This window comes from Bradyrhizobium erythrophlei, from assembly GCF_900129425.1.
Classification (GTDB): domain Bacteria; phylum Pseudomonadota; class Alphaproteobacteria; order Rhizobiales; family Xanthobacteraceae; genus Bradyrhizobium; species Bradyrhizobium erythrophlei_C.
The window spans coordinates 5,247,994-5,272,515 of record NZ_LT670817.1 but is presented as its reverse complement, the minus strand read 5'-3'; the positions used below and the strand labels follow the sequence as shown (position 1 = coordinate 5,272,515).

General features: G+C 59.1%; 22 protein-coding genes, 3 tRNA genes and 1 pseudogene. 16 read left to right on the top strand and 10 right to left on the bottom strand.

Annotation, left to right across the window (positions count from 1 at the left end):
• Window positions 1-5: 5 nt before the first annotated feature.
• Window positions 6-1,760, bottom strand: a complete 1,755-nt coding sequence (locus B5527_RS25285; RefSeq protein WP_079607486.1) for an AMP-binding protein — start codon at window positions 1,758-1,760, stop codon at window positions 6-8.
• 62 nt (window positions 1,761-1,822) lie between these two features.
• Between B5527_RS25285 and B5527_RS25280 the strand changes: the two genes are divergently transcribed.
• From B5527_RS25280 to B5527_RS25270, 3 genes are all read left to right on the top strand, one after another.
• Entirely contained in the window at window positions 1,823-3,169 is a 1,347-nt protein-coding gene (locus tag B5527_RS25280; protein ID WP_197689211.1) for a hypothetical protein, read from the top strand.
• A gap of 79 nt (window positions 3,170-3,248) precedes the next feature.
• Window positions 3,249-4,205: a glycosyltransferase family 2 protein gene (locus B5527_RS25275; RefSeq protein ID WP_154072512.1), complete on the top strand. Its 957-nt coding sequence runs from the start codon at window positions 3,249-3,251 to the stop codon at window positions 4,203-4,205.
• A 275-nt stretch (window positions 4,206-4,480) separates the two neighbouring features.
• Window positions 4,481-5,584: an LptF/LptG family permease gene (locus tag B5527_RS25270; RefSeq protein ID WP_172842658.1), complete on the top strand. Its 1,104-nt coding sequence runs from the start codon at window positions 4,481-4,483 to the stop codon at window positions 5,582-5,584.
• Between the two features lie 696 nt (window positions 5,585-6,280).
• On the opposite strand, the gene B5527_RS25265 is transcribed toward B5527_RS25270, so the two are convergent.
• Window positions 6,281-6,355: transfer RNA gene (locus tag B5527_RS25265), tRNA-Thr, on the bottom strand.
• Window positions 6,356-6,972: 617 nt separating this feature from the next.
• On the opposite strand from B5527_RS25265, the gene B5527_RS25260 reads away from it, so the two are divergent.
• Both B5527_RS25260 and B5527_RS25255 read left to right on the top strand, forming a co-directional pair.
• Window positions 6,973-7,944 carry an ABC-three component system protein gene (locus tag B5527_RS25260; protein ID WP_079603957.1) on the top strand — a complete coding sequence of 324 codons (972 nt, stop codon included), beginning with the start codon at window positions 6,973-6,975 and terminating at the stop codon, window positions 7,942-7,944.
• An 80-nt stretch (window positions 7,945-8,024) separates the two neighbouring features.
• Window positions 8,025-8,993, top strand: a complete 969-nt coding sequence (locus tag B5527_RS25255; RefSeq protein ID WP_172842657.1) for a PD-(D/E)XK nuclease family protein — start codon at window positions 8,025-8,027, stop codon at window positions 8,991-8,993.
• A gap of 235 nt (window positions 8,994-9,228) precedes the next feature.
• On the opposite strand, the gene B5527_RS47810 is transcribed toward B5527_RS25255, so the two are convergent.
• The 3 genes and pseudogenes from B5527_RS47810 to B5527_RS25245 all read right to left on the bottom strand — a co-directional run bounded on the left by B5527_RS47810 (window position 9,229) and on the right by B5527_RS25245 (window position 10,507).
• Complete coding sequence (locus B5527_RS47810; protein WP_425305106.1) at window positions 9,229-9,429, bottom strand: DUF6894 family protein; 201 nt, start codon at window positions 9,427-9,429, stop codon at window positions 9,229-9,231.
• A gap of 508 nt (window positions 9,430-9,937) precedes the next feature.
• Window positions 9,938-10,214 (bottom strand): annotated as a pseudogene (locus B5527_RS46590) (hypothetical protein).
• Window positions 10,211-10,507: a hypothetical protein gene (locus B5527_RS25245; protein ID WP_154072511.1), complete on the bottom strand. Its 297-nt coding sequence runs from the start codon at window positions 10,505-10,507 to the stop codon at window positions 10,211-10,213. The pseudogene B5527_RS46590 and the gene B5527_RS25245 overlap by 4 nt, the downstream one beginning before the upstream one ends.
• A 287-nt stretch (window positions 10,508-10,794) precedes the next feature.
• Here B5527_RS25245 and B5527_RS25235 point away from each other — a divergent pair, with 287 nt between their 5' ends.
• Both B5527_RS25235 and B5527_RS25230 read left to right on the top strand, forming a co-directional pair.
• Window positions 10,795-11,172 (top strand): hypothetical protein, encoded by a 378-nt coding sequence (locus tag B5527_RS25235; protein ID WP_079603953.1) that lies wholly within the window; start codon window positions 10,795-10,797, stop codon window positions 11,170-11,172.
• Between the two features lie 133 nt (window positions 11,173-11,305).
• Window positions 11,306-11,599, top strand: coding sequence for a hypothetical protein (locus B5527_RS25230; protein ID WP_079603952.1), 294 nt, complete (start codon window positions 11,306-11,308; stop codon window positions 11,597-11,599).
• Between the two features lie 66 nt (window positions 11,600-11,665).
• On the opposite strand, the gene B5527_RS44470 is transcribed toward B5527_RS25230, so the two are convergent.
• On the bottom strand, window positions 11,666-11,806 hold the full coding sequence (locus B5527_RS44470; RefSeq protein WP_154072510.1) for a hypothetical protein: 141 nt from the start codon (window positions 11,804-11,806) through the stop codon (window positions 11,666-11,668).
• 132 nt (window positions 11,807-11,938) lie between these two features.
• On the opposite strand from B5527_RS44470, the gene B5527_RS25225 reads away from it, so the two are divergent.
• The 3 genes from B5527_RS25225 to B5527_RS25215 all read left to right on the top strand — a co-directional run bounded on the left by B5527_RS25225 (window position 11,939) and on the right by B5527_RS25215 (window position 13,827).
• Window positions 11,939-12,655 carry a dienelactone hydrolase family protein gene (locus tag B5527_RS25225; protein ID WP_079603951.1) on the top strand — a complete coding sequence of 239 codons (717 nt, stop codon included), beginning with the start codon at window positions 11,939-11,941 and terminating at the stop codon, window positions 12,653-12,655.
• Between the two features lie 162 nt (window positions 12,656-12,817).
• Window positions 12,818-13,309 (top strand): hypothetical protein, encoded by a 492-nt coding sequence (locus B5527_RS25220; protein ID WP_079603950.1) that lies wholly within the window; start codon window positions 12,818-12,820, stop codon window positions 13,307-13,309.
• A gap of 56 nt (window positions 13,310-13,365) precedes the next feature.
• Window positions 13,366-13,827, top strand: a complete 462-nt coding sequence (locus B5527_RS25215; protein WP_079603949.1) for a hypothetical protein — start codon at window positions 13,366-13,368, stop codon at window positions 13,825-13,827.
• Window positions 13,828-13,885: 58 nt separating this feature from the next.
• On the opposite strand, the gene rlmB is transcribed toward B5527_RS25215, so the two are convergent.
• Window positions 13,886-14,719 carry a 23S rRNA (guanosine(2251)-2'-O)-methyltransferase RlmB gene (gene rlmB / locus B5527_RS25210; protein WP_079603948.1) on the bottom strand — a complete coding sequence of 278 codons (834 nt, stop codon included), beginning with the start codon at window positions 14,717-14,719 and terminating at the stop codon, window positions 13,886-13,888.
• A 200-nt stretch (window positions 14,720-14,919) separates the two neighbouring features.
• Here rlmB and B5527_RS25205 point away from each other — a divergent pair.
• From B5527_RS25205 to B5527_RS25195, 3 genes are all read left to right on the top strand, one after another.
• Window positions 14,920-15,005, top strand: a tRNA-Tyr gene (locus tag B5527_RS25205).
• A 1,575-nt stretch (window positions 15,006-16,580) separates the two neighbouring features.
• Window positions 16,581-16,654 (top strand) — tRNA-Gly (locus B5527_RS25200).
• 128 nt (window positions 16,655-16,782) lie between these two features.
• Window positions 16,783-17,621 (top strand): IS5 family transposase gene (locus B5527_RS25195; RefSeq protein ID WP_154072160.1). Its coding sequence is split into 2 segments (ribosomal slippage): window positions 16,783-17,170 and window positions 17,170-17,621, totalling 840 coding nucleotides; the frame shifts between segments, so codons are not numbered across the junction.
• Between the two features lie 286 nt (window positions 17,622-17,907).
• Here the strand turns inward: B5527_RS25195 and B5527_RS25190 are convergent.
• The 3 genes from B5527_RS25190 to B5527_RS25180 all read right to left on the bottom strand — a co-directional run bounded on the left by B5527_RS25190 (window position 17,908) and on the right by B5527_RS25180 (window position 21,076).
• Entirely contained in the window at window positions 17,908-18,345 is a 438-nt protein-coding gene (locus B5527_RS25190; RefSeq protein ID WP_154072509.1) for a hypothetical protein, read from the bottom strand.
• Window positions 18,346-18,858: 513 nt separating this feature from the next.
• Window positions 18,859-19,065, bottom strand: a complete 207-nt coding sequence (locus B5527_RS47805) for a TraR/DksA C4-type zinc finger protein (protein ID WP_172842656.1) — start codon at window positions 19,063-19,065, stop codon at window positions 18,859-18,861.
• 769 nt (window positions 19,066-19,834) lie between these two features.
• Window positions 19,835-21,076, bottom strand: a complete 1,242-nt coding sequence (locus B5527_RS25180; RefSeq protein ID WP_245332245.1) for a complex I NDUFA9 subunit family protein — start codon at window positions 21,074-21,076, stop codon at window positions 19,835-19,837.
• Window positions 21,077-21,626: 550 nt separating this feature from the next.
• Here B5527_RS25180 and B5527_RS44465 point away from each other — a divergent pair.
• The 3 genes from B5527_RS44465 to B5527_RS25165 all read left to right on the top strand — a co-directional run bounded on the left by B5527_RS44465 (window position 21,627) and on the right by B5527_RS25165 (window position 24,495).
• Window positions 21,627-22,145, top strand: a complete 519-nt coding sequence (locus B5527_RS44465; protein WP_154072508.1) for a hypothetical protein — start codon at window positions 21,627-21,629, stop codon at window positions 22,143-22,145.
• A gap of 11 nt (window positions 22,146-22,156) precedes the next feature.
• Complete coding sequence (locus tag B5527_RS25170) at window positions 22,157-22,600, top strand: YidH family protein (RefSeq protein ID WP_079603945.1); 444 nt, start codon at window positions 22,157-22,159, stop codon at window positions 22,598-22,600.
• A gap of 119 nt (window positions 22,601-22,719) precedes the next feature.
• A complete protein-coding gene (locus B5527_RS25165) occupies window positions 22,720-24,495 on the top strand; it encodes a pyrroloquinoline quinone-dependent dehydrogenase (protein WP_079603944.1) in 1,776 nt (591 codons plus the stop codon).
• Window positions 24,496-24,522 lie beyond the last annotated feature (27 nt).

The following is a 24,522-nucleotide window of genomic DNA, read 5'->3' as shown; positions in this document are numbered from 1 at the left end:
CGACACTAGGCATCTAATCTTGTGAACTTATCCTGCCGATACAGCTCGACACATTGAGATCGCCTGATCTTGCCGCTGGTGGTGATGGGAATCGAGCCGGGCGAAACCAGAACCAGATCCGCCACACTCAGCCCCCGAGACTTTGAAATCGCCGACGTGACTTCGCGTTTCACACTGCGCAGCCGGTCCGCCGCCTCCTCGTCGGAGTCGCCCCGCTTCTTGAGTTCGATGATCACGACCAGCTTTTCGATGCCCTTGTCGGGAACCGCTATCGCTGCGCAGCGGCCAGCGGTGATGTCCCGGATCGTCGTCTCGACGTCGTCGGGAGAGTGGTTGCGCCCGTAGACAATCAGCAGGTCCTTGATGCGGCCGATGATGAACAGCTCTCCATCGGAGAAGAAGGCCGAGTCCCCGGTTCTCAGCCAGGGAGCTTCCGGGGTCTCCTGCGACGGGTCGGCAATACTTGCCCCGAACGTGCGCTGGCTCTCTTCTGGCTTCTGCCAATACCCGCCAGCGACGTTGTCGCCGTGCACCCAGATCTCTCCGACCGTTCCATCCGGGCATTCGCGACTCGTATTCGGATCGACGATGCGGACCAGCATCGATTCCGGAGTACCGTAACTGACTAGCGGCGTGCCGCTTCCGGTTTCGCACCGGTTCGCTTGGCCGGCAGCCAATTTCTCGGCGTCGAAGTGAGGGATTTCGGGTGATTTACCCACGTGACGCGTTGCTACGTAAACTGTTGCTTCCGCCATGCCATATGACGGCCGCAGTGCCCTGGGGTTAAAATTGAAGGGCGCGAACCGGTCAGCGAATCGCTTGAGCGTCGCGGGCTGCACCCGTTCGCTGCCGTTGAGAATCGTGTGGACGCCCCCGAGATCAAGCCCAGCCATGTCGTCATCGGACGTCTTGCGCACCGCGAGCTCGAAAGCGAAATTCGGTCCCGCCGAAATCGTGCAACCGTTGCGCCCCAACAATTGCACCCAGCGGGCAGGTCGCCGCAAGAATCCCATCGGGCTGGTGAGCAGCGTCGGCGTGCCCGCCAGGATCGGCATGATGATCCCCAATTGGAGACCCATATCGTGGTAGAGCGGCAGCCAGGATACCACTGTGATGTCCCCAGGGGGAATCCCCCCCTCGGGCGCAAAGAAGTCGGCCATGATCTGCTTGAAGTTGGCGAAGACGTTCTTGTTGGAGACCATGACACCCGCGGGAGTCCGGGTGGACCCGGATGTGTACTGCAAATAGATGAAATCCGCCCGGTCATTCGCGCCGGCGCGAGCTCTCGGGCCCGGTGCTCGCTGGCGAAAATCGAGATCCAGCAAATCGACTTCGATGATCGAGGGCGCGAATTGCCCCTGGTGCGGCTGCAGCGACGCGCTGACATTGTCGATGACCGCGGACGTGGTAAGGACGACCGAAGGCGACGCATCGGCCAGCACCGAAATTATGCGTTCGTGGTTGGCGCGGCTATTGGGAAGCGGGAGCGGAACCGCGACAAGTCCGGCCTGCAACGCACCCAAAAAGCTAACGATATAGTCCAGGCCCTGCGGAGCCAGTATGAGCGCACGATCGCCGGTCGACCCGCGAAGCTTGAGCTGCTCACCAAGATTCGCCACGCGCCGATACAACTGCGACCAGGACAAGATCAGCGGCACGCCTTTCCAATCCTGGTCGTAATCAACGTATGTGAACGCCGTTTCGTTGGGCTGGAGGCTGGCGCGCTCGCGCAGCACGGCGGGTATCGAAGACTGAACCACGGACAACAGATTACCTTCGCCTACACACACCGCCTTGTGCACCTCGCCGCAAATAAACTACCGTGGACGCGATGGACAATCGACTCGCACACATGGACCAAGCCTCCTTTCTCGCTCTGCGGGCGCTTGGCCACGGGACGCTTCTGCAGTCCAATTGGATATATAACCGGCCGTTAAATGTCGATGGGTTGCGCCGTTTCCACCGAGGTCTTGGATACGGGTTGTTGGGACGACGGGTCGAGCGGTCTCCGTTGCCTTTCGCGCGGGATCGATGGGTCGCCTATCGCGGGCCTGGAGACATCGAGATCGCAGAAACACCGCGTCCGCGTGTCGATCTGAACGCATGGCTATTCGAGCGCGCGTGCCTGCCGCTGGATCCGGAATACGGACCCTGCTGGCACGTCGGAGTGCTTCCGTTCGAGGACGGCGGGACCGCGGTTTGTCTGACAGCTTCGCATACCCTCGTGGATGGACGTGGGATTATCCAGGCGCTGGCCGATGCGGCCGGCGGGAGGCCCCGCAACCTGGGTTATCCGGATCCGGGTTCGCGTACACGTCGCCGGGCGTTGCTTGAGGATGCGCGGCAAACCATTGCGTCGGCACCGGAGCTAGCGCGGGCGGTGGCGGCTGCGGTGCGCATCGGCCGGCGCCAGCGTAAGGAGGTCGCCGCGTCGATCGCATCGGCACCACCATCCCCGCGAACAGGCGGCAACGATCAACCAGTAGTAGTGCCTTCCCTGACCGCTTATGTCGATCTGGCGGAATGGGAAGAGCGCGCGAAAGGCCTCGGCGGAAACAGCCTTTTCCTGCTCGCAGGATTCGCCGGCAGACTAGGCGTTCGTATGGGGCGCGTTCGCGACGACGGATTGGTCACCCTATCGTTCCCGATGAGCGATCGCGCCGAAAACGACACCCGCGGCAACGCATTGGCGTTTCTCGTCGTTTCGGTCGATCCGACCCACTTATCGTCGGACCTCCGGGAGATTCGCGTCAAGATCAGGCGAGCCCTTGCCGACTTGTCGGAGACTTCCGCGGAGATGTTGGGGCCGTTGCCACTGACGTCGTTCACTCCGAAGTGGGTGGCGCGCAGGGCGGTGGGAATGGCATTGGGTGCCGCCAGCCTTCCGATCGGCTGCTCTTACGTCGGCGACTTGCATCCTCAAGCGAACCGCCCCGATGGCACCGACGCTGACTACGTGCATGGGCGTTTGATCGAACCCGGCATCAGCCAGCGCACCCTCGAACGCATGGGCGGCCAGCTGTTTGTGGCTTCGGGACGGGTCCATGGGAAGGTCTGGATCGTGGTCAACGCATATCTGAGCGGCCGGACAAACTCCCAGGATGCCCTGCGGGAGGACCTAGCTCGGACATTCGCCGAATTCAACGTGACCGCTGAGATACAGGGCTAGTTGCGGCTCGAAGATTGTAGTTGATAGCGACCTGGGTGGCGTGGTGCGCTACCTTTTCGCTCGATCGGGAATGGCAGTGATGGGCACCGACGATGCCGACGACCTGGCGGTGAACCCGACGATCTCGGTATGCGTGCCGACGTACAACAACAGCGTCACAGTCGCGCGTTGTCTGCGCAGTATTCTCGATCAGGATGGCGTCGATTTCGAGATTGTGGTCGTTGACGACGACTCTTCAGATGGCTGTGCGGCCATCGCGGCAACGATGCTGCGACCTGGCGACCGTTTGATCCGCAATGAATCTCGGCTGGGTCTCAACGCAAACCACAACAAGTGCATCGAACTCGCGCGGGGCACCCGCATCCAATTCGTGCACGCGGACGACTGGTTGCTCCCTGGAGCCTTGCAGCGACTCGCAGCATGCTTTGATAACCCGGCTGTCGGGCTGGCATTCGCGCCCCGGCGTGTCGTGCAGGAGGATATCCCATGGTGGTGGCGAACGGTGAGCAGGCCACATAGGTTCTTTCCGACGCTTAGCGAACACAACGAGGGAAGGTCATTGGTCGCACAGATGATGTTGATGGGCGGCGGCAGCAATTGGATAGGCGAACCAACCTCCGTGATGTTTCGGCGCCAGTTGGCGCTCGCCGTGGGGGGCTTGCGCGACGACATCTACCAGCTCGTCGACGTGGACTTCTGGTTTCGCTTGATGCTGCGATCGGCGGTGTGCTTTGTCCCGCACGAACTGTCGGTACGCACACAATCGGCCGGCACTGAATCGGTACGTAACGCGAAGACCGGCCGAAGCTGGCTCGACCGTCTGCGCATTCTCACCTGGCTGATGGTGGACCCGGCGTCGACCAGGGCAATTCGGGTGTTCGCCGCGACGTGGTGGTCACTCGTCTGGCTAGCGCTGCACTTGCAGGTCGCCCTGTTCGGGCCGCAGCGATGGTCGCGTCTGAAGACGTTGGCGCGGGCGCCCGTTCAAGAGTTCGTCCATGCGCGCCAGTTGGCGGTGAGGCTTTCACGGCGTTAGCGATTTCGAAGTGCCACTCAGGGAAGCGTTCGATGCGGCTGTCGGACAGGGACCGTTTGGAGACGCATCGGTTGGATCTTGAATGATCAAATCGACGATATCCGCTCTTTCAACACCAAGCGATTGCCTCGGCTGCAAGCTCTCTGTCGCCGGCTAATGTGAGGTATAGGAATTCATTGAAAACGCAGATTTTACATTACCCAATGGACGAAATAGGTTGCACAGTATTCTGGTGATTGTGGATAAGCCTTGTTTCTATGACGATACAGCGACATATGTTCGTCCAATTGCTTGTGGCGTTGCTCGTCGTAACGGGTGCCCTGTCGGGCATACTAACTCTTGTCGTTCTATTTGCGAGTGCCCCCTCTTCAGTTCTTTATTCCAAGGCCGTACTTCAGATTGCCCTGGGAGCACTTCCAATCAATTTTTGCAACGTTTTGCCTATCGGCATAGCAGTCGCAGCGGCATGGTATTACACTGACCTTATCGATGATCATGCAATTGACGCGCTCTACGCGACGGGTTTCTCTTATTTTTCAGTCATTGTGCCCGCACTCCTGTTAGCTTTTTTAGCCGCTGCTTTTGGATTTTATCTCTCCCTCGTCGAAGTCCCGCGTGGTTGGAGCCGCGTTCTGGACGCAATATATATTGGGACTCATGACGTCGACCCTTCAACACTCGAACCGCAGCATTTCTATACTCTAAATGATAATAGCCGCACGTTCTACTTCGGTCGTCGGCTGCCCGACGATGAGATTGCTGAAGTATTCATGCAAGAACGCACCGATGACGGCGGCGAAAGATCAATCAGCTCTCCGATCGGAAGCTTTGTCAAAACTCCAAGGACAACCTTACTTTATCTCGCTGATGCCGTCATACAAACACGGAAAGCCGGTGAGCGAGCGCCCACCATTGTCAGCGTCAACAGGCTGTGGATCGATTCGGGTATGCGAGGCAGCGCAACACCTGAGCGAAACTCAACGTATCTGGCTGAACTAGGATCTGTTGCTTTTGCTGCCGCGTACAATCAGGGCGACGCGCATTATCAGCGTGAATGGATAGACGAAGCATTCAAGCGAACGATCCCGCCAATCTTGACCGTAACCTATCTGTTATTCGGCGTGCGTCTCGCGCTACTCGGTCTCGGTGGCAGGCAGGAAAGACCTTGGAAGTTATACGCCATTTGTGTGGGGGTGATCGTCCACCATGCGGTCTTTCTTCTAGCCATAGATGCGCTGATTAGTCTGGACAGACGAATGGCCTGGGCTATTGCCGCCTTTATTGTGATCGAGATCTGTACGGGCATCGTGGTAAATTTCGTGCCTCCCGCGGCCGTCCGGGACGCTCTCGCGCCATCATCGTGTCCGCCGATTTCCTGATGTCACTCAAGATATTTTACATAGTTTAGGAAAAATCCGGCATCAGCGTCTTTATGCAGGGCAAGCCCCATCTGGCCGGTTCGGCGCAGAGTCGCGTCACCTGGGAGATCGTCAATCGTTTGCTGCACGTTCTTTGTCGTCGCGACGTGGGTGCCTTCTTTCGCTGCGCGAACCCGTTCGCGCGTGGCAGCACAATAATGTCACCCGGTAACAACGGTTTCCATCGAAGACGTGCAGGCGCGGCAGCGTGATGGGTTTGAGTGTTTGCTATTCGTGGTGGGAAGGTCGTCGTCCGTCGGTGATGGGGGTGCCGCAGAAGCAGCGTCCGCCCTCGCAAGTCCTGCTCATGTCATCGGGAGACCTCCCTCCGACCGCGAACAAGCCGAGAACAAAAGAGCCTGTTTTTGTGCCTGTCGAAACCGCTGCTGTTCGCCGTTTGGGCCGCTTACGCCGATGGCCTGAAATCGCGAAAAGTCCAATAAAACAGCGGGTTTCGCTGGTGCCGGTTGAGAGGATTGAACTCCCGACCTTCGGTTTACAAAACCCATGAAATCGATCTAATAGATTGATTTTACTGTATATTTTGGTTTTTATCGTTGGCACATGTGCCATTCATTCCCGATACCTTCCCGAGCCTGTGGGTTCGGAAAAAAGAGAGACACCCGCAACGCGAATGTCGCCGGTGTCTCTACTTGTTGGTGCCGGGTGCAGGATTTGAACCCGCGACCTTTCGCTTACAAAGCGACTGCACTACCGCTGTGCTAACCCGGCTTTTTTCTACCCCGAGGCGAGTGTCATCGCGCATCGGGCGACTTTGTGCCAAACCCCTATTTCTGTAGGGGTTAAGCCATTGATTGCTATGCCGAATCCCCGTTTACAAAACCGCTGCTCTACCGCTGAGCTAAACCGGCTAGTCAAATAAAATCAATTAGTTACGATATCGGCATAAGGTTTTGTCTCCTTTCTGTCTCGGGACGCCAAGGTGGCTGGGGAGCCGCGCGGTCGAATATCAGAGTTGTACAGGAAGGGCTACACCGGCATTTGACCTGATGAAAGCTAGGTCGGCCCATCGGAATAAGTGGATCGTACTTTCGGGGTCGCTTTCCGATGACTCTCAAGGATCGGGTCGCAGGTTCGAGCCGTGGTGCGCCCACCAAGCTTTTCAAGAAGTTAGCTCAATTTTCTAAATAGTCGTTTTTGAGCGTGGCACCGATTCGGCACCGCACACGCGCGGTGTCAGGCATGGAAGGCAGGATTGATGAGCCGACTTAAGAAGAGGGACCCTGGAAGTGCCCGTGCCCTACGTGCCTGCCAGATATGAGCAGCTTTGGCGCCCCCGGCGGCGTATTCTTGTGGTCAGGCGCATTGGAATCTGACAACCTTGAATTATGCGAAAGGACTACCGCCTCTATGAGTTGAATAACGACGAGTTTGAAGCTCTCGTCGTTCGTATTTCTGTGGAGTGGTTTGGCGCAGGCGTGACACCGTTCGCCACAGGGCGAGACGGCGGCCGCGACGGAAAATTTCATGGAACTGCCAGTAAATTTCCGAGTGCAGCGGCTCCGCTAGTAGGGCATTGTGTGCTGCAGGCGAAGCATGTCAACGAACCTAATAAATCGTGTTCTGAGCGCGATTTTGAGCGCCTTCTCAAGAAAGAGCACGCGAAGGTGAAGCGGCTCATTAAGCTAGGAATCTGTGACCACTACATAGTTTTCACCAACAGAAAATTGACAGCAGGCGCCGACCAAAAGCTTATCGCTGCACTTGTCGCGCTGGGTCTAAAAAGCGGGCACATTATAGGGAACGAGCGGCTTCATCTGGCCCTCGATGAATATCGTGACATTCGCCGTGATCTACCAAACGCCAATGACTCTGCGCCATTTCGCTTTGAACCAGATGATCTTGTTGAGGTGATTGGGGCCTTACACACTTTCGTCGGGTCGGGCGGGAGTTCGGGGTTCAACAGCGCGCGCGACTTTACCGCCATCAAGATCAAAGCGGAAAAGAACAAAATAAACGGGATCGGGCACGAATATTATGAGCAGATTATCGTGAACGACTCGATGCCCCATTTCTCTCGCATAGAAGAGTTTCTAAAAAATCCACGAAACGAGGAGTTCGCCGCCCTCTATCATGATGCCGCTGACGAACTAAAACAAAAGATACTGGTTAATCGAGACAAGTTTGGTGCGTTCGACGAAATCTTTGCTTTTCTTAATCAAGAGATACAAAAGCAAAGAGCCGCGTTGCGCGGACGCCGTCGTCTTGTGAACGTTCTGCTCCACTACATGTACTTCAACTGCGACATAGGATCGAAGAAGTCCGTCTCCCTTAAGTTTGGCGTCGATGCTAACGCCTAGGAAGCATCTAAATCTGGATGTGTCAGTCCTTAGGATCTCGTCGATTAGATGCGCCGGCCCAAGGTAGGTTCGCTGCGCGGGTGTTTATTCCGCCGAGCCTTCAGGCGTGGTTTGAAGAACGAAGCGCGTCCATCGCATCCTTTCGTATGGAGACGCAGCATCCGATTCCTTCGGGCCGTATCGACTTGGTGTTGTATGCGGATACGAAACCACTAGTGGCGATTGAGAATAAGATTGGCGCGCCCGTAGGCGACGATCAGCTCGCGCTGTACGGACGCTGGATAAGAGCAACAGCAGCTCCGAACGATCCGGCGGTGGTCTGTTTGCTAAGCCATCTGACACGGCCACCTGACGGTTTTAGAGGTGGTGGGGAAGGCAGCGGAAGAGCGATCCCTCATGTTGCGAAATGGCAAGCAGTCTGCAGCTTATTCCATGAACTAGCCGATACTGAAGGTCTTAAGAGTGATGTTAGAATGCTGGCCCGTGAGCTAGCGACGTTCCTGGGAGAGAGCGAAATGAGCGGAGAGTACGCGGGACGCGACGAGTTTGCGGCAGCCTTGGTCTATTTGCGAGCTGGATCACGGATGGATCATACGTTTAGCTCAATCTATTCGCATATCAAGTCGCTGGAGGGCTGCTTCAAGAAATCAGAGTCGGTTCGCGAATACAGCTTGAAGTTCGATACCGAGTTCAAACTTATTTGGGGTTGGACATATTTGGCGCATCCGACGCTGACCGGTTTGTTCATTGGGTATGGGATGGCGCTCGAACCAGACACAATCTTTAGGCAGGCAGCAATCCCGGATGCGGATTCAGCGTTTATTTGTCTTGGGGCAGATGACAGGCGAAGCATCCAGGCAGTTCGCGCAGCTAAAGACGAACCGCAAAAACGATGGACCTTTGCAGAGATAAACGATTGGGTGACTGTGATCTCATTTAAGCCGCTGCACAATTTCCTTGCGGATCCGGAGGCCTTTGCTCCCAAGATGATCGCCTGGATTGATGAAGAGGCCGCCGATGTCGATGCTTTCGTCGCAAAGTTAAGATAGGTACACGCGACGCCAGAACTCAGCAAATGGGTAGGAGCCGGTTCCCTGGTCTATTTCGGCTTTTAAAGCTCGGGCTCGTCGGCAACACGGCTCACGCGCCCAGGCGGGGTCCAGAGGGAGCAATCCGGACCCCTGACAGAAACCGAAACGACCCCCCGTTCCGGTTCGCCGCACGGTAAATGTTCTACCGACGATAGTCGTCAAATCGCACTGCACATGATGGTGGTCATCAATGTCACCCACCGAGGCGGTCTAACGGATTGAAGGTCTCGGCGGTTATTCGGAAGAGATGGCCGACGGCGCTCGACTCGTCCGCGACTTCCAGCCGCCATTCGCGGCAGTCTCTAAGTCTCGCGATGGTGTCGCGGATCATATCGGAACATGTCGCTGCTGCTTCATCCCAAGCCGCATCGACCGGTGCGTCGCTTGAATGAATGTGTAATGGGCGATGCCGGGATTATACAACCCACGCTTGTGAATGTCGGCACGGCGCCGGACAAACGCCTAATAAACCCAGCTAAATGCTGGGACTTATTTTGGCGGCCTGAGTTCGCCGTTGAACCAGCCCACCGCTTCCGACTTCATTGGGTCCGCTTGGGCTTGAGCGTCTTGGATAAGGCCGCACTTTATGCATCTCAACGTCCAGTGTTCGAAGCCGAGTCGCCCCGGCGCAACGTGCTGGACCTCCATGCGGCCTCGACATTGTGGACAGCGGGGTCGCACCGTATCGCGAGGCGATAGCCTATCAGTGATTTGCGCGTCAGGCATGGCGCACTCCTCTTTAATCAGGCGGGAGCGCAACACTCTCAGTCACCGACAATAGCCAAAGGCGGAACGGTGATGGGGCCATTAAATTCCCTTTATGTTTGGGAGTCGACATAAGAAACATTAATTCGGAAGGCCCTTGAACGTGGCTGGCCGCGAGCATTTGAACGTTTCTGCGGTCAGTAGGAAGGAGGGCAGCGCCGGACGATGAGAGGGTGAGGGCGCTCAGTCCGGTGAGCCTGCCGTATCCTGTGATCGAGCTTGTGATTACCGTGATCGTGAACAAGCTGGCTCAACGATGTTTCGTTCAAATGCTCCAGCACGTCGCTCAGCCTGGTTGTTGCCGGTTGCGAACGTTGAACCGAAAATCTTGCGCAGCGTGCCGACCAGCGTGTTGCCGTGTTTCTTGCCGATCTCGCCGAAGGGGTAATTCGCGTATCCGGACCCGGGGGTCACCGCACCGATCCGGTCGGCGGATCGCTGGTCGAATGCGCGGGATCGATGGGCGTCCGCTCGATGGCCGTCGAGGGAAGCCGCGCTCGCGCCATGTCGATGAGGCAGGCATCCTGCGATCTTGAAATCGTCCCGTCGCTGCAGGTGAAGCCGGCAGGGGCTGCGTCGGCGACCGGCGCAGGCTTGTCCGGCGCCGCGGCTTGCTGGGGCGCGGCCTGCTCCGCAGCCGGCTGCTGGAAACGCGCGCAGTCGGCGCAGCAAAGCGAGATCAATAGAACCACAACGCCTAACCGCATCTCGTAGCCTCCGGCAACTACTCCAGCGGCCGATATGATTGGCTCGTCTCTCGCCAATCCAGTGGCCTGCGGCATCGTCAGCATACAACGACCAGGCATGATTCGGACACGGTCCGGCAGGGCCGATAATTGCGATAATTTGCCGGGTATTCCGGCATATCAGGCCGCGGCGAAATCGGATCATGGCTCCGCTCGGCATCGCCGCCGGAGATGGTTAACCGGTGATTAATTTGAATATGCCAGTGATGCTTCGGGCCCGCCATCACGGGGGCGAACGGAGGTTTCCAATGGCCGATATCATGAGCATCCTGCAGTCGAGCTACTCAACAGCGTCAGCTTCGCAGAGCCTCCTCTCGCCGGGAGACAAATTCGCCCCCGTCGATCCGACAAAATATCAGGGCACCTGGACCGGCAAGGATTATAAAAATCAGCCATTCACGATTACGATTTCGAAGGTCAGCGGCTACCGCGCCAACGTGACGTATGAAAGCTCCGCCGGCCTTCAGTATCAAAGAGCGTTCATCACCACCAAGGGCACGTTTCGGATCGGCGATTCCCAGTTCATGCTGACGGGCACCGGTGTCGCGCAGCTAAACACGATTGCGACCGATCCGACCACGGGCATCCAGACCGACCAGCAGGCTGTCGCGACTCTCAAAACCTGACCGCGCCGTTTGAGCAATCGGCGCGCCCGATTTCTCGCCGCTGCGAAAGCCCGTTCCGACAGCCTTATGGGAAGCTAGTGGCCGAATGTTACACTGGTTCCCGGGAATCAAAGTGCGGCTGGGGAGAAACATCATGGCTAACAGACTGCGGTTGACCGTTGCTTTTGTGGTATGGGCATTTCTCATCTCGGGACTGACTGTCGCTCACGCGGCGGATCCCGGCTTTTGCAAACAATACGCTAAGGCAGCGCTCAATCAGGTGCGTGGCGGATTGGGCAATCCGCGCTGCGCCGGCGGCCTGCAGGGCGCCCGATGGTCGACGGATTTTGCGGTTCATTATGAGTGGTGTCTCGGCGCTTCCTTTGGCGCCGCGGGCACCGAGCGGGATGCACGCACGCAGTATCTGAGAGGCTGCAGCGGCCGTTAGAACGGCGCACGACCTGGCCGCTTCAATTGATTGCTGCGCCGGAAAAAGGGCGGCCCGAAGCCGCCCTTAGCGATAGCGATAATCGCCCGCCCAGGGGTGATGTCGAGCGTAAGCGCCGGGCTCCTGCATCGCTTCCTGCGCTGACGCGGGCGTAGTGATCGCCGCCATGAGAATGCCTGCAGCGCCGAGCAGTTTCGATTTCGTCATCGCCGATTTCTCCCAAAATGATTGTGGGAGAAGACCGCCCCCTCGCGCCCGATGTTCCGAAGCCGGCTTGTGCAGCTTTCAAACAGATGTGAAGTTCCGGTTCCACTATCCCCGGGAGTGAGGTGCGCGCCGATGGAAACGCAGGACATCGACTACCGCGCCGAAGCGGTCAATTTGGGCGGTTATCTCGCCTTTGACGAGACGGCAGCCGGGCGGCGCCCGGGTGTGCTGGTCTTCCACGAGGGATTGGGATTGGGCGAGTTCGCGATGGCGCGCGCGCGTATGCTCGCGGAACTTGGTTACGTGGCGCTCGCCGCCGACATGTTCGGCGATCGCCGGCAGGCGCGCAATCTGCAGGAGGTGGTCAAACTGGTCGGCGACCTCCGCAACGAACCGGAAAAGCTTCGCGCCCGCGGCAGCGCGGCGCTGACGACGATCGCCGCGCTCCCGCAGGTCGACGCCAACAGAATAGGCGCCATCGGTTTCTGCTTCGGCGGCTCGGTGGTGCTTGAGCTGGCGCGCGATGGCGCCGATCTCAAGGCCGCCGTCAGTTTTCACGGCGTCCTCGCAACCAGGATGCCAGCGGCGTCCGGCAAGGTGAAGGCGAGCGTACTGGTTTGTACCGGCGCCGACGATCCGCTCGCGCCGCCGGAACAGGTCAAGGCCTTCGAGGATGAGATGCGAGGAGCCGGGGTTCGGGACTGGCAGGTCATCAGTTACGGCAACACCCTGCATGGTTTCACCAACCCGGCGGCCGATGGTTCGATGATGCGCAGCGCGCTCTACAGCGCGCAGGCCGATCGCCGCTCGTGGGCGTCGATGCGAAGCCTGTTTGAGGAAGTGCTGTAAACGGGTAGCCCGCGCGGCGTTAACATTTCCCTGCCGCGATGATCGGCAGTTGAGCGAGCGCGAACGCCCACGCGTTAGGCTTACCGCCAATTTGGCCGGCGGCTTTAACCCTTGGCGCATGGCATTCGTTTAGAGTGCCGTCAGCAATCGGGATTCCAAGCAATGCGCGCTGGGCTGGCGTTGGCCATTTTGATCGGAACGACGTGGACGGCTTCGGCTGGCGACGGCTTCGATATCGTGATTCCAGGCCGGCCGGGCGTGCCCGTTATTATCAATGGCATCGATGCATCCTACGCGGTGGTCGAGGGCGACTGGGGTCTCGCCAAGGGCATCCATGTCCAGCCCACGGTCTATGGCGGGCGCTACGTCGATGTCGTGCCGAACGTCGGTCACTACTATCCAAGCGCCGGTCAGATGCCCGGCTACGGGCGTCTCGAGATCGAGCCGCCGGCCAACCGCCGGCTGCCGCAGCCCGCGGAGAGCTGGCATCAATCATGGTCCGCGCAATCCGCCCCGCAGCCGGCGCAGCCCGCGGTACCGCTTTATCCGCCACCGGTGATCTCGGCGCCGCAAAACGGTGACGCGGGCATGTCGCAGGATTTTTCCAACCCGCCGCAGGAGATGCGGCATCGAAGACCCCGGAAGCTTCCATAATAAATCTACACCATCAAAAAATAGACCCGCAAAAAATAGACCCACAGGAGAGAATAATGCGTCGGACGATTTCAGGATTGGTAGCGGCCATCGCCGTGATGAGCGCGGCGCCCGCAATGGCGTGCGGAGGATTGTTCGGGGCCTATGCCAGCCCGTGTGCGCAGCCGGAAGTGTACGTTGCGCCGGTCGCGCCGGCCTACACCGGCTGCGGCGCCTGCGGCGGCTGGAGTTATGAGCGGCTGTCCGATCCGGCGCCATATTATCCCGCGCGCGTGCACCAGTATTACTACGTCAATCAGGGCCCGACCTATACCGGTCCCGGCGATTTCGCGCCTTATCCGACCTATCGGGAAGGCGGCTACCGCATCCACCCGCATTTCCGCGCCTGGCGGCACACCCGCTATCGCTACGGCTACGCGATCCATCACGGCTACGCGACCCATCATGGCTATGCGCCGCGCGCCTACAGCTATCACGAGCACATGATGCACGAGCACATGATGCGCCGTTACAACTGATCGCGCATTTGATCTGAAGACATCGGCGCCCGTTCGCATTCAGCGAGCGGGCGTTTTTCTATCCTCCGCCCATCAGGCCGAGCCTGCTGGCGCCGATATAGAGTGCCAGCACCGCGGCGTTCGAGACGTTGAGGCTTTTGATTTCGCCGGGCATGTCGAGCCGCGCCACCACGCCGCAGGTCTCGCGCGTCAGCTGCCGCAGGCCCTTGCCTTCGGCGCCGAGCACCAGCGCCAGCGGCTGCCGCAAGGCGACGCTGCCGAGATTTTCGCTGCCCTGGCTGTCGAGCCCGACGGTCAAAAAACCCTGGTCGTTCATTTCGGCGAGCGCGCGGGCGAGGTTTTGCACCGTCACCAATGGCACGAGCTCGAGCGCGCCGGAGGCGGATTTCGCCAGCACGCCGGTCGCTTCGGGGCTGTGACGGGCCGTGGTGACGATGGCCTTGACCGCGAACGCCGCCGCCGAGCGCAGGATCGCGCCGACATTGTGCGGATCGGTGATCTGGTCGAGCACCAGCACGATGCCGTCCTGCGGCAGCGTATCGATGTCAGGCGAGGGCAGGGGATCGGCTTCCGCCAGCAGGCCCTGATGCACGGCGTCGGGGCCGAGCCGCTGGTCGATCAGCGACGGCCGCACGATTTCCGGTGTCACCCTGGTGTCGATTTTTTCGTCCGAAAGGCGCCGCGCGGCGTTTTCCGAAAGGTACAGCTTGCGGATCCGGCGCTGCGGATTGGCCAGGGCCGCCGCCACCGTGTGCCAGCCGTACAGAATGACCGGACCGTCGGGACTGGCCTCGCGGTCGCGCCAGGGCGGCCGGCGACCGGATTCGCGGCCTTTATCAGGGGCTTTGCCGCCGCCGCGCCGGAACCCGGGCTTTCGATCGCGCTCACTCATGGCAGGCTTGTGTCACGGGTTCCGAATAATGGCAATTTGGGCTGTCGTGCGGCGGATTAGCCGCCGGCGTTGGTTGACTTTGCCGGGGTGCTTCCGTCATAAACGCGCCCAACCGGGAGCCCTTCATCGGGTCCGGTTTTAACGTCATCAAGGGCCTTCTTGCCGCCATCTCGACGGGTGGGCTTGCGATGTTGTTGAGCGGGGGAGTGTCCCGAGTGGCAAAGGGAGCTGACTGTAAATCAGCCGTCTTATGACTTCGAAGGTTCGAGTCCTTCTTCCCCCACCACGCTTCGCCCTGACGGGCTCCGCGTGGCGCAGCCAGGCTGAGATCGTCAGGGCGAAGCGTGTCCGGCGTAGCTGGAGCGAAGCGCAAGCGTAGACGGACCGGCGTGTCTGTCATGGCGAAGCAACGCGAAGGCTGCTGCGCCGAAGCCATGGGCAGAGGCGGCCGATGGACACCAGCGTCAATTTTCAAATCCGGCATCCTTCATCCTTGCAGATACAGTTTCGCGATCTCGCCGCATGTTGTGCGCGAGGGTTGGCCTGCTCGTTCCGCCCTCTCAATTCAGAGGGCGCGGGAAATGCCGGGCGCCCGATGCACCCGCAGCCTCGTGTGCGCTAGGGTAGTAAGTATGCACACGAGTATTCACAGCGAGTCACCGGAAACATCCGGCATTCCCCGCGCAATGGTTTACGGCTTATACCGTGCTCTCCCCGGTGATCGGCTTTCTTGCCACCGTCGCCGGCGGAGTTGCCTCCACCGACTTGACACCAGCGTCGGGGTGTCAGGACCACACGTCTTCGCCGTCCGCGTTGGCAACGCCCGTCAAGCGCGCCGCCGCGTCCACCGCCCCCCGCCCCGCGTTCGTGACGTTCGCGAAACGCCCCTCTGAGTGGAACAGGATGGCCGGGGATATAGAAGTGATTTGGGTCAGGCGTCAAGAATAGTTTCTGATAATCAGAAACGGATCGGAGGGGCAGCGGGGCGGGTTGACCGGCGCCTTGTGACGGAAAGCGACAACGCAGCCCCCGTCATTCCGGGGCGATGCGCAGCATCGAACCCGGAATCTCGAGATTCCCCGATGTGCAATGGCACATCTGAGGTCTGGTGCTAACGCACCATCCCGGAATGACGGAGTCCTCAAGTGATTTGGGTCATGCGTCAAGCGCAATTTCTGCAAATCAGAAATAAATCGGAGGGGCAGCGGGGCGGATTGACCAGCGCCTTGCCGGTGACGGCGAAGCGCCAATGCAGCCCCGGTCATTCCGGGGCGATGCGAAGCATCGAACCCGGAATCCAAGGATTCCCCGATGTGCAATGGCACATCTGAGGTTCGCGCTAACGCGCGCCCCGGAATGACGGAGTCCTTTAATGCCGTCGGCGCGGGGTGGCTCCGCTCCCGAGGGCAGGGAGAGCGCGAAAATTTCAAATTCGCCGTTCCCGGATGGCCCGCGAACAGACCTCGGATGAACAATGGGCGCATCCGAATTCCACTATTTCGGAGTCGCGCCGCAGCGCGCGTGGAATCAGGCGCTTCCCAAAAAAAAGACGCGACGGGATGGCTCCCGTCGCGCCCCAACTTTCATAACTCGCTGGTCCAGGCGCTGAGACGCCCAGTTGCGAAGCTTTGAGAGCTTAGCGGGCGATCCCAGCGAGGTGACAGCGCTTGGTGTAAGACACTGGATCACCTCCTTTCATTGTTGATGGAAAGCCGAATATAGGCTTGGATTCGCCGCCTGTTAAGAGGCGACCCAGCCCGAAGCGGCTGATGGAACAGGGTTTTCCGCAGAAATCGACGTGGGCCCCCGCGCCGCATCAGCGGTTGAGGCCGCCTGCCTGGCGTGATAGGTGATCGCCTGCGCGGGTGTAGCTCAATGGTAGAGCAGCAGCCTTCCAAGCTGAATACGAGGGTTCGATTCCCTTCACCCGCTCCATCTCACTGCTGTCCGGCCCCGGACCGATAGGTAACACTGCGTACCTAAGTGTCTGTCCGGAGAGTTCTTGAATCATATGAATCATCTGTGATTCAAGAGTGGTGGCCTGATTCGAGGAGGGGTCACCGATGTGGACGAGCAAGAATCGCGCCCGATACGACCGCAGCATGTTGCGCTATCCGAGCGATCTGACCGACGACGAATGGAGACTGGTCGAACCGCTGATCCCGCCGGGCAAGACTGGCGGTGGCAAGCGCACGGTGATCATGCGGGAGGTGGTGAACGGCCTCATGTACATTCTCTCGACCGGCTGTCAGTGGCGCGCGATCCCGAAGGACCTGCCGCCGAAAAGCTCGGTCCACGACTACTTCGACCTGTGGACCTATGACGGCACATTGGAACGAATCCACGATGCGCTCTATCAGCAGTGTCGAGAACAAGCCCAGCGGAAAGCCAGTCCGACTGCCGCCATCATCGATAGCCAGAGCGTGAAAAGCGCGGAAAAAGGGGGGCGTTCATTGATCCGCACGGCTACGATGCGGGCAAGAAGATCAAGGGCAAGAAGCGGCACATTCTTGTCGACACAGTAGGTCTCCTGCTCCACGCCGTCGTTCATCCGGCCGACATCCAGGATCGCGATGGCGGCGCTCTCGTCATGACGACATTGTTCGGGATGTTTCCGTTTTTGAAGAAGCTGTTCGTCGATAGCGGATATAAAGGACCGAAATTTGCCAATGCGCTTGCGAAACTTCGACCGCATATCGAGATCGAAATCGTCAAACGTTCCGATCAGGTCAGCAGCTTCGTGGTGTTGCCCAAACGCTGGATCGTCGAGCGCACCATTGCGTGGCTCAACCGCTGCCGCCGCCTGGCCAAGGATTGGGAGTGCCTCAACCGAAAGGCGTTGGCGTTCTTGCGACTCGCCTCAATCCGCTTCATGCTCAGAAAACTCTGCAATCCGGCCTGAAGTCTCCGGACAGACACTAAGACACGTGATTCCGTTTTGCATGCCTCTCCACAGTTCGGAAGGGCTGCTTCACCGAAGCTCATTCAAAGTAGTGCTCCAGCGATCAGTCGAGCCGCAGCGGCTCAGCAAGTTCGAAGTTCTCAAAGTATGATGGCGAATATTTTATCTAAGAAAGATTTTTGTTCGCAGGTTCTTGGTGATCCTAACTTGCAAATCGACGACAAGAATTCGCAGTACGTAAAGACTACCGCTGCTTCCGTTGTTTCACCGGGCCTGGGCTACCAGGCTATCGTCGTGCCTTCCTCCCGTTAGAGCGGCCTCGTACACGGCGAATTTGCTCTAGAAACTTCGAGGCGGAAGTTTCCGGTTCGATCATCTTACCTGGAGTAAGGCATACTTGATCAAAGAGCGCGTCTCCTTGCACGGCCATCGCTTCCCTTCGATCGTCCTTGGTGACGTGACTGGCGGGAAGCGAAGAATGAATGGGAGTGGTCGGTAAATGAACAATCTCAATTGCCCCGGAGGGGTTTGGATAGAAGCGAGCACTCGCTGTGCCGGTTCGCTTGGTGAGGTCGTACTTGAATTCCGCCAACTGTATCGAGTAGACGTCTCCGTTGAAATGGTAGCTTACGAAGACTTCGTCGGCGCCTGCGGCTGCAGGGCTGATACCTTTGAAGTGTCCTGCGGCCGGATCCTCTTCGATCAATATCGGGTTGAGAGACATAAACTTCAGCGTTCCAAAGTCCAAACACCCCATAGTCGGGGCCTGAGGGCACGTATACCTTCCGACGCCGATTGTTGAAAAATCTATGCATGCTCTCGATTGCGCGAATGCGGACGTCGTTGGTATCGAAAGCAGGCTGTAAAGCGTTATGATAAAGGCGGCTCACCGCCACAGCGAAATCGAGGATCCTGACAGGGTGGCCTTCGCGATATCCAGCCATTGCAATGGCCGACTGGGCGGTGGACCCCCGCCTCGCTTTGGCGTTGGCCGCGCCGCTCGCCGCTTTTCGTAATCGTTGCACCGCAGCAAAGCTGATGTATCTGGATTTATAATGGTTTCTTTGATCGCCCGTCGATTCCCCTACGGAGCGCCAACGGGCTGCTCCAAACCCATCAAAATACGATTGGCGGTGGGACGCACAGGTGGTATCAACCGAGGCGGCAGGCGTTCAAGTTATTCAATGAATATGGGGGTTTCTGTTGGCAGGCAGGTCCTCTCTTCGGGCGCGCCATGCTAGCGCCTCCAGCTTCCCTGATCACGTTTGTAGTCTTCGCGGCTGCCAAAGCTGTCTTTGACGAATTTGCGTTTCTCGCCATCGGGGTCTGAGGAGGCACAACCCACGCATAGGCGTGTACCTGGCATTGCTCTAAGCCGTTCCTCAGAGAGCAGCTCCGGGCATCGGGCGCATTTTAATCCTATCGATTGTTGTTGTTCTTGCATTGGGGTGTACGCAACCACCCGACCGTTGCCCTTACACCGACCGCATTTGAACCCTGAGCCGGCACGCCGCTTTCGCAACTGTTCCTCAGTTAACTCAAACTCCGCTGTGTGACCGCACCTGTCGCACACTACGGTCGCGATGCTCCCGACTGACATTTGCTTTCACCACTTGCGCGAGAGCGACAGCATCTATCAGTGCTCGGCCCTTGTGAAGCCGTGTTAGGCCCGAGAAGCACTGGCGAGCGCTACAAAGCCGTGCTACAAACGGAGATCAATCGCGAGCAAATAAGCTAATCATTTCAACGTTTGGGCGGTGACCGCGTAGTTTCCCTTCACCCGCTCCAGTTCCTGCAGTGTCCGGCCCGGACAGACGGGTAACACCCCGTACCGTGGTCCGGTACGAAATGTCACCTATGTCTCGGGCCGCTCACACTGCTTGTCGGCCCAACTTTGAAGTGAGTCGATTTGACCCCGGAAAATAGACTTTCGGTCGGTCTGAGTCGATTCGGTATCAGCTGCCACCAGGATTGAGTTTCCGACAGGGACAGCCATTAAAAAATGGGTCGTTCATCAAGCGTTTGCGCGGTGGATGTCTGGTCGTGGCACGAAACGGACCAGACCGGCTGGTCTGGCGATGTCCGTTGATCGGGGTAGGCCGGAAGTGGCTGGTCGATGGTCAAAACGACGCGATTGACCCAACTCGGACATCGCCCCGTCGGGTCGGCACCATTTCTTCCTCGCTGTCCGGTCGCAATTTTGCTGAGTTTCCTCATTTGCTTTGCTTGAGCATCGCTTCGAGTTCTTCTTCGAGCGATCGCGGCGAAATGCCGAGCACGCGAAACCCCGGCAAGTTGTCCGAGGCTGTGGTGTCGATCTGCATGAGCTCGACCTGATTGCGGGTGAGGGGCGGGTGCGGCAAGATTTGAGCGACACCGGCAAGTACATCCCACAAGGCAAACGGCATTCGCATCAGCACCGGCCGCAAACCTGCGGTACGGGCAATGGTCCGCAACAACTCCTCGTATGAATAGACGCGTGGGCCGGCCAGCTCGTAGATAGGATACGGCTTTTTGCTCTGCCGCAGAACTTGTGTAATCGCCGCAGCAACGTCATCCGCGTACGCCGGCTGGAGCCTCGTCCTGCCGTCGCCGAATATCGGATAAGCCGGCAGGACCCGAAGCAACCTGAGAATTGTCGTGAGAAAGCCGTCGTCCGACGCAAACATCACCGCTGGGCGTATGGTAACCGCGCCGGGGAATGCGGCCTGCACGGCCGCCTCGCCTTCGCCGCGACTGCGAATATAGGGCGAAGGCGAGGCCGCGTCGGCGCCGATTCCTGATAGGTGAACTAGCCGCTTGGCCCCGACCCGCCGCGCTACGCTCGCGATCCTGGCGGCCGCTTCGACGTGTACCGAATGGAATGTATCGCTTCCGTGCTCGACGCACAGGCTGATGGCGTTGACCACGCCATCGGCGCCCGCAACGGCGGCCTCTACGGAGCGCTCGTCGTGTGCGTCGGCGGCGATCTGTTTGATGTCGTCGCCCTCAGCCAGCATGGGATGCCGCGAGGCGACGCGCACCGTGGCGCCGGACTCGTGCAAGTAGCGCACGACGCGACGGCCGACAAAGCCAGTTCCCCCAAACACGGTTACGCAGCTCATTCGCTGATCGATCCAATGATCCTGGGCGACGCTCTTGATTGAGCCGTTAAGCGCCGTGCGCACTGCCTCAGCGGCCTCCGCCGGCGAACTACCTTTGTTGACATGATGCCCGATAACATCGATCAAAATTTGCGCCGCGGGGCCGACAGTCTGCAACTCTTTCATTGCTTCATCGATCAGCGGCTCAGCTTCCACGTACAGCTTGTGCGCCTGTTCGATGATCGGCTGCGCCCTAATGAGAAGATCGATCAGCGCCTTGCTCGCCGGCAACGATTTCTCAATCTGCCGAAGTTGTGCATCGCTGAGACCGGAAACGTGACCAATGAGGTCAATGAGCCAGTGCTTCAACATAGTCTACCTTGCTAGTGGTCCAAGGTTCCCGCGCCCAAATAAACCAGGCCGTTCATTGCCGTGTATTTTGACGTGATCGCCTGATCGAACGGTCGCTCAAGAAGATCCTTGATGAGTGGCATATGTAACTCCCGCTAGTGAAGTTGCTGGTCCAGTACAAAACGTACCGTTCACGATTGGGATCGGGCTTTTTGGCAATTCAAAATTACTGCCAACCTTGTTGGCGCGCTATGCGATTCCGGTCCGGTTTATGGACTAAGCGAAATCGTGTGCATCAATGATGACGGCCGGTTCAGGAGAACGCGCGCGTAACTGATGGTAGTCGCAGAGCTTCCGAAGGCGCCGCAATCACTGGGAGCGATGCCATCTTTGCGCGGAGCGTCGGACAATCGGCGCCTTTCCAAAATCGCCGCCCGCGTTCGAAAAAATGCCGGAACTGCATAGTCCGCGCCGAGCGCTTCCCTCACACTGCGCGTCATCCTAAGCCGGTGGACACCTCGACCAGCCATGTGGGGTTCCGCTGCATCGTCAGGCAGGCGGGAGCCGCGCCATGAGCGCCACTTCGCAGGAACTGGGCGTCCTGGCCAAGCTGGTCATCGTGCTCGCTATCGTGCTGATCGTCGCCGGCGTGGTGTGGCACGGCGTTACGGGCGATGCCTTCCGACGATTCTGGCACGATCTGGTCGAACGGCCGGACGAGCCGATGAGGTTCCGCTTCATCCTGCAGCCGTTGATGGCTGCGCTCGCCGCCATCCACGACGGACGCGAGGACGCGCGGGCCGGCCGCTCTGCGTATTTCGTGACGGTGCTGCGCAATCCGCAGCAACGCGTTGGATTGCTGCGCGAGGGATTGAACGCGACCGCCAGGATCATCCTTCTGGGGCTGGCGATGGACGTGATCTATCAGCTCATCGTGCTCAAGACATTCTATCCGAATGAGGCACTCGTCATCGCGTTGCTGCTCGCATTTGTACCGTACCTGATCATCCGAGGGCTCGTTTTTCGCGTCGCGCGGTCGCGCATCCGCGGATCGCGCGGTGAGGGCACCGACATGAATCGTCAGCAATAAGGGAGCCCGGCATGGCAGATCCAGACTCCGCCCCAAGCGCTGATAGGTTCGAGGTAAGAGTAACCGCAGACAGCCACTTTAGCTGGATCCGCACCCGCCTGAGCCTCGAGCGCACGATGATGTCGTGGATACGGACGGCAGTCTCGCTGATCGGCTTCGGCTTCGCAATCGTCCAGTTCTTCGCACGCTTCGAACAGATGCCCGGCGCCCGACCTGCCGATTATCCAAACGCGCCGCGGGACCTCGGGCTGTCACTGATTTCATGCGGCGTGTTGGCGCTGCTCATCGCGATTTGGCAGTACTTGTGGAGCATTCGTTACCTTTGGGGCGGAACGTTCGTCCCAATTGCCGGACTGAGAAGGGAGGGAATGCATACGCCGGTTATCGCCATCGCCGTCCTCCTCATTTGCATAGGGATGTTTGCCTTCTTTGCCGTGCTGCTGCGCCTCGTGTAGCCGCCGGAGGAAACTGCGAGTGAAAGGGGGTCCGCAATGACCAACTCAAGCCCGACCATCGTTAGCATGAGCATGAAAGCGAAGCTCTTAACGATCGTAAGCAAACAAGGGAGGCACAAATGAATCGCAGGCTCGAGATCATCATCGTTGCGCTGGGCGCCGCCGTGGTGGGCGCCGGGATCACCTCCTCGCTTGCGGACGAGGCCGGAGTCGAGGTGGGCCTCGGCGAGTTGCGCGGCGCAATTCTGTCGCTCTTTGCGCCTCCAGGTGCCATAGCCACGGAAACGAACCCAAATTACAAGGGCGCTGCGGCGCCCGCGCCTGCGGCACCACCTTCGTCGGCCGCCGCGGACTGGCCGAGCTACAACAAAACGCTGACTTCCGAGCGCTTCTCCGACCTCGGCCAGATCAACACGAAGAACGTCGCCAAGCTCAAGGTCTTATGTACCTTCGACACCGGGCGATTGACGGCCTTCGAGACCGGCCTGATCATGGTGAACGGCGCGCTCATCGGTACGACCGAATTCGATATTTTCTCGATCGACCCCTCGACCTGCGCCGAGAACTGGCGGACGCACGAGGAATATCCATCCTACCTTATACCGACGAATCGAGGCGCGGTGTACCTCGATGACATGCTGTTTCGCGGGACCGAGGACGGGCGGGTGCTGGCCTACGATTTCAAGACCGGCAAGCGCCTGTGGGAAACGACGATCGCGGATGTGAAGAAGAGCGAAGCCGTGCCGGCGGCGCCGATCGCCTGGCAGGGCCTCGTCTTCGTCGGCAATGCCGGCGGCGACTTCAAGGGCGGGAAGGGGCGCATGTACGCGCTCGACGCCAAGACCGGCAAGATTGTGTGGGAATTCTTCCTCGTGCCCAAGGCCGAGGGCGATACTGTTCGCGGGCCCCAGGGCGCATCGCCGCTCGACAATTCGACTTGGAAAAACGTGCCTGGCGCTCCGATCGGCGGCGGGGGAACCTGGACTTCCGCGACCTTGGACCCGGCGACGGGGCTCTTGTATGTGCCCGTGGGGAATCCGGCGCCCGACTTCGACATCGGCGTGCGCGAGGGCGAGAACCTCTTTACCGACTCGGTCGTCGTCCTCGACGCCAAGACCGGCGCCTACAAGAATCATTACAAGATCGTGCGCAGGGATTGGCACGATTGGGACGTCTCCAACCCGCCCGCTCTCTTTCAGACGACGGGCGGCAAGAAATTGATGGCGGTGTCGCCGAAGGACGGTTTCCTCTACGGATTCGATCGCGCCGACAACACGCTCTTGTACCGGACGCCGGTGACGAGAATCGAGAATGCGGAAGAGCCCTTCGCTGTCGACAAAGACGTCCATTTTTGTCCGGGCGCCGCGGGCGGGGGGGAATGGAACAGCCCGGCCTACGATCCTCTGACCAATCTCATCTTCACTGGCGAGGTCGACTGGTGCGTGACGGTGAGGTTGCAGAGGAGGGAAGAAGTTGTGGCGACCTCGGTCGGACAACTATGGACGGGAGAGAAGTCTTTCAATCCGGCCGACGTGTTCGGAAAGTTCACGCGTCCCGACGGCGTCTGGGCGGGATGGCTTCACGCCATCGACGCCGACACGGGGGTATGGAAGTGGAGGCTGAAGTCCAATTATCCGATCACGGGCGCCGTGACGCCGACCGCGGGGGGCCTTGTGTTCTTTGGCGACATGGGCGGCAATTTCTATGCGCTTGACGCGGCGACCGGCCAGAAGCTGTGGGGCAAGAAGATCGGCGGCGCGATCGGCGGCGGGGTGATCACTTACGCGGTGAACGGCGCCCAAAAAGTCGCGGTGGCAACCGGCTACGTATCTCCCGCCTTTCCTGCGGAAATCAGGAGAGCGAAGATCGCGATCGTGGGCGTCGAGGGCAACTGAAGCAGCCAACGGCGGCTCCGGCCGCCG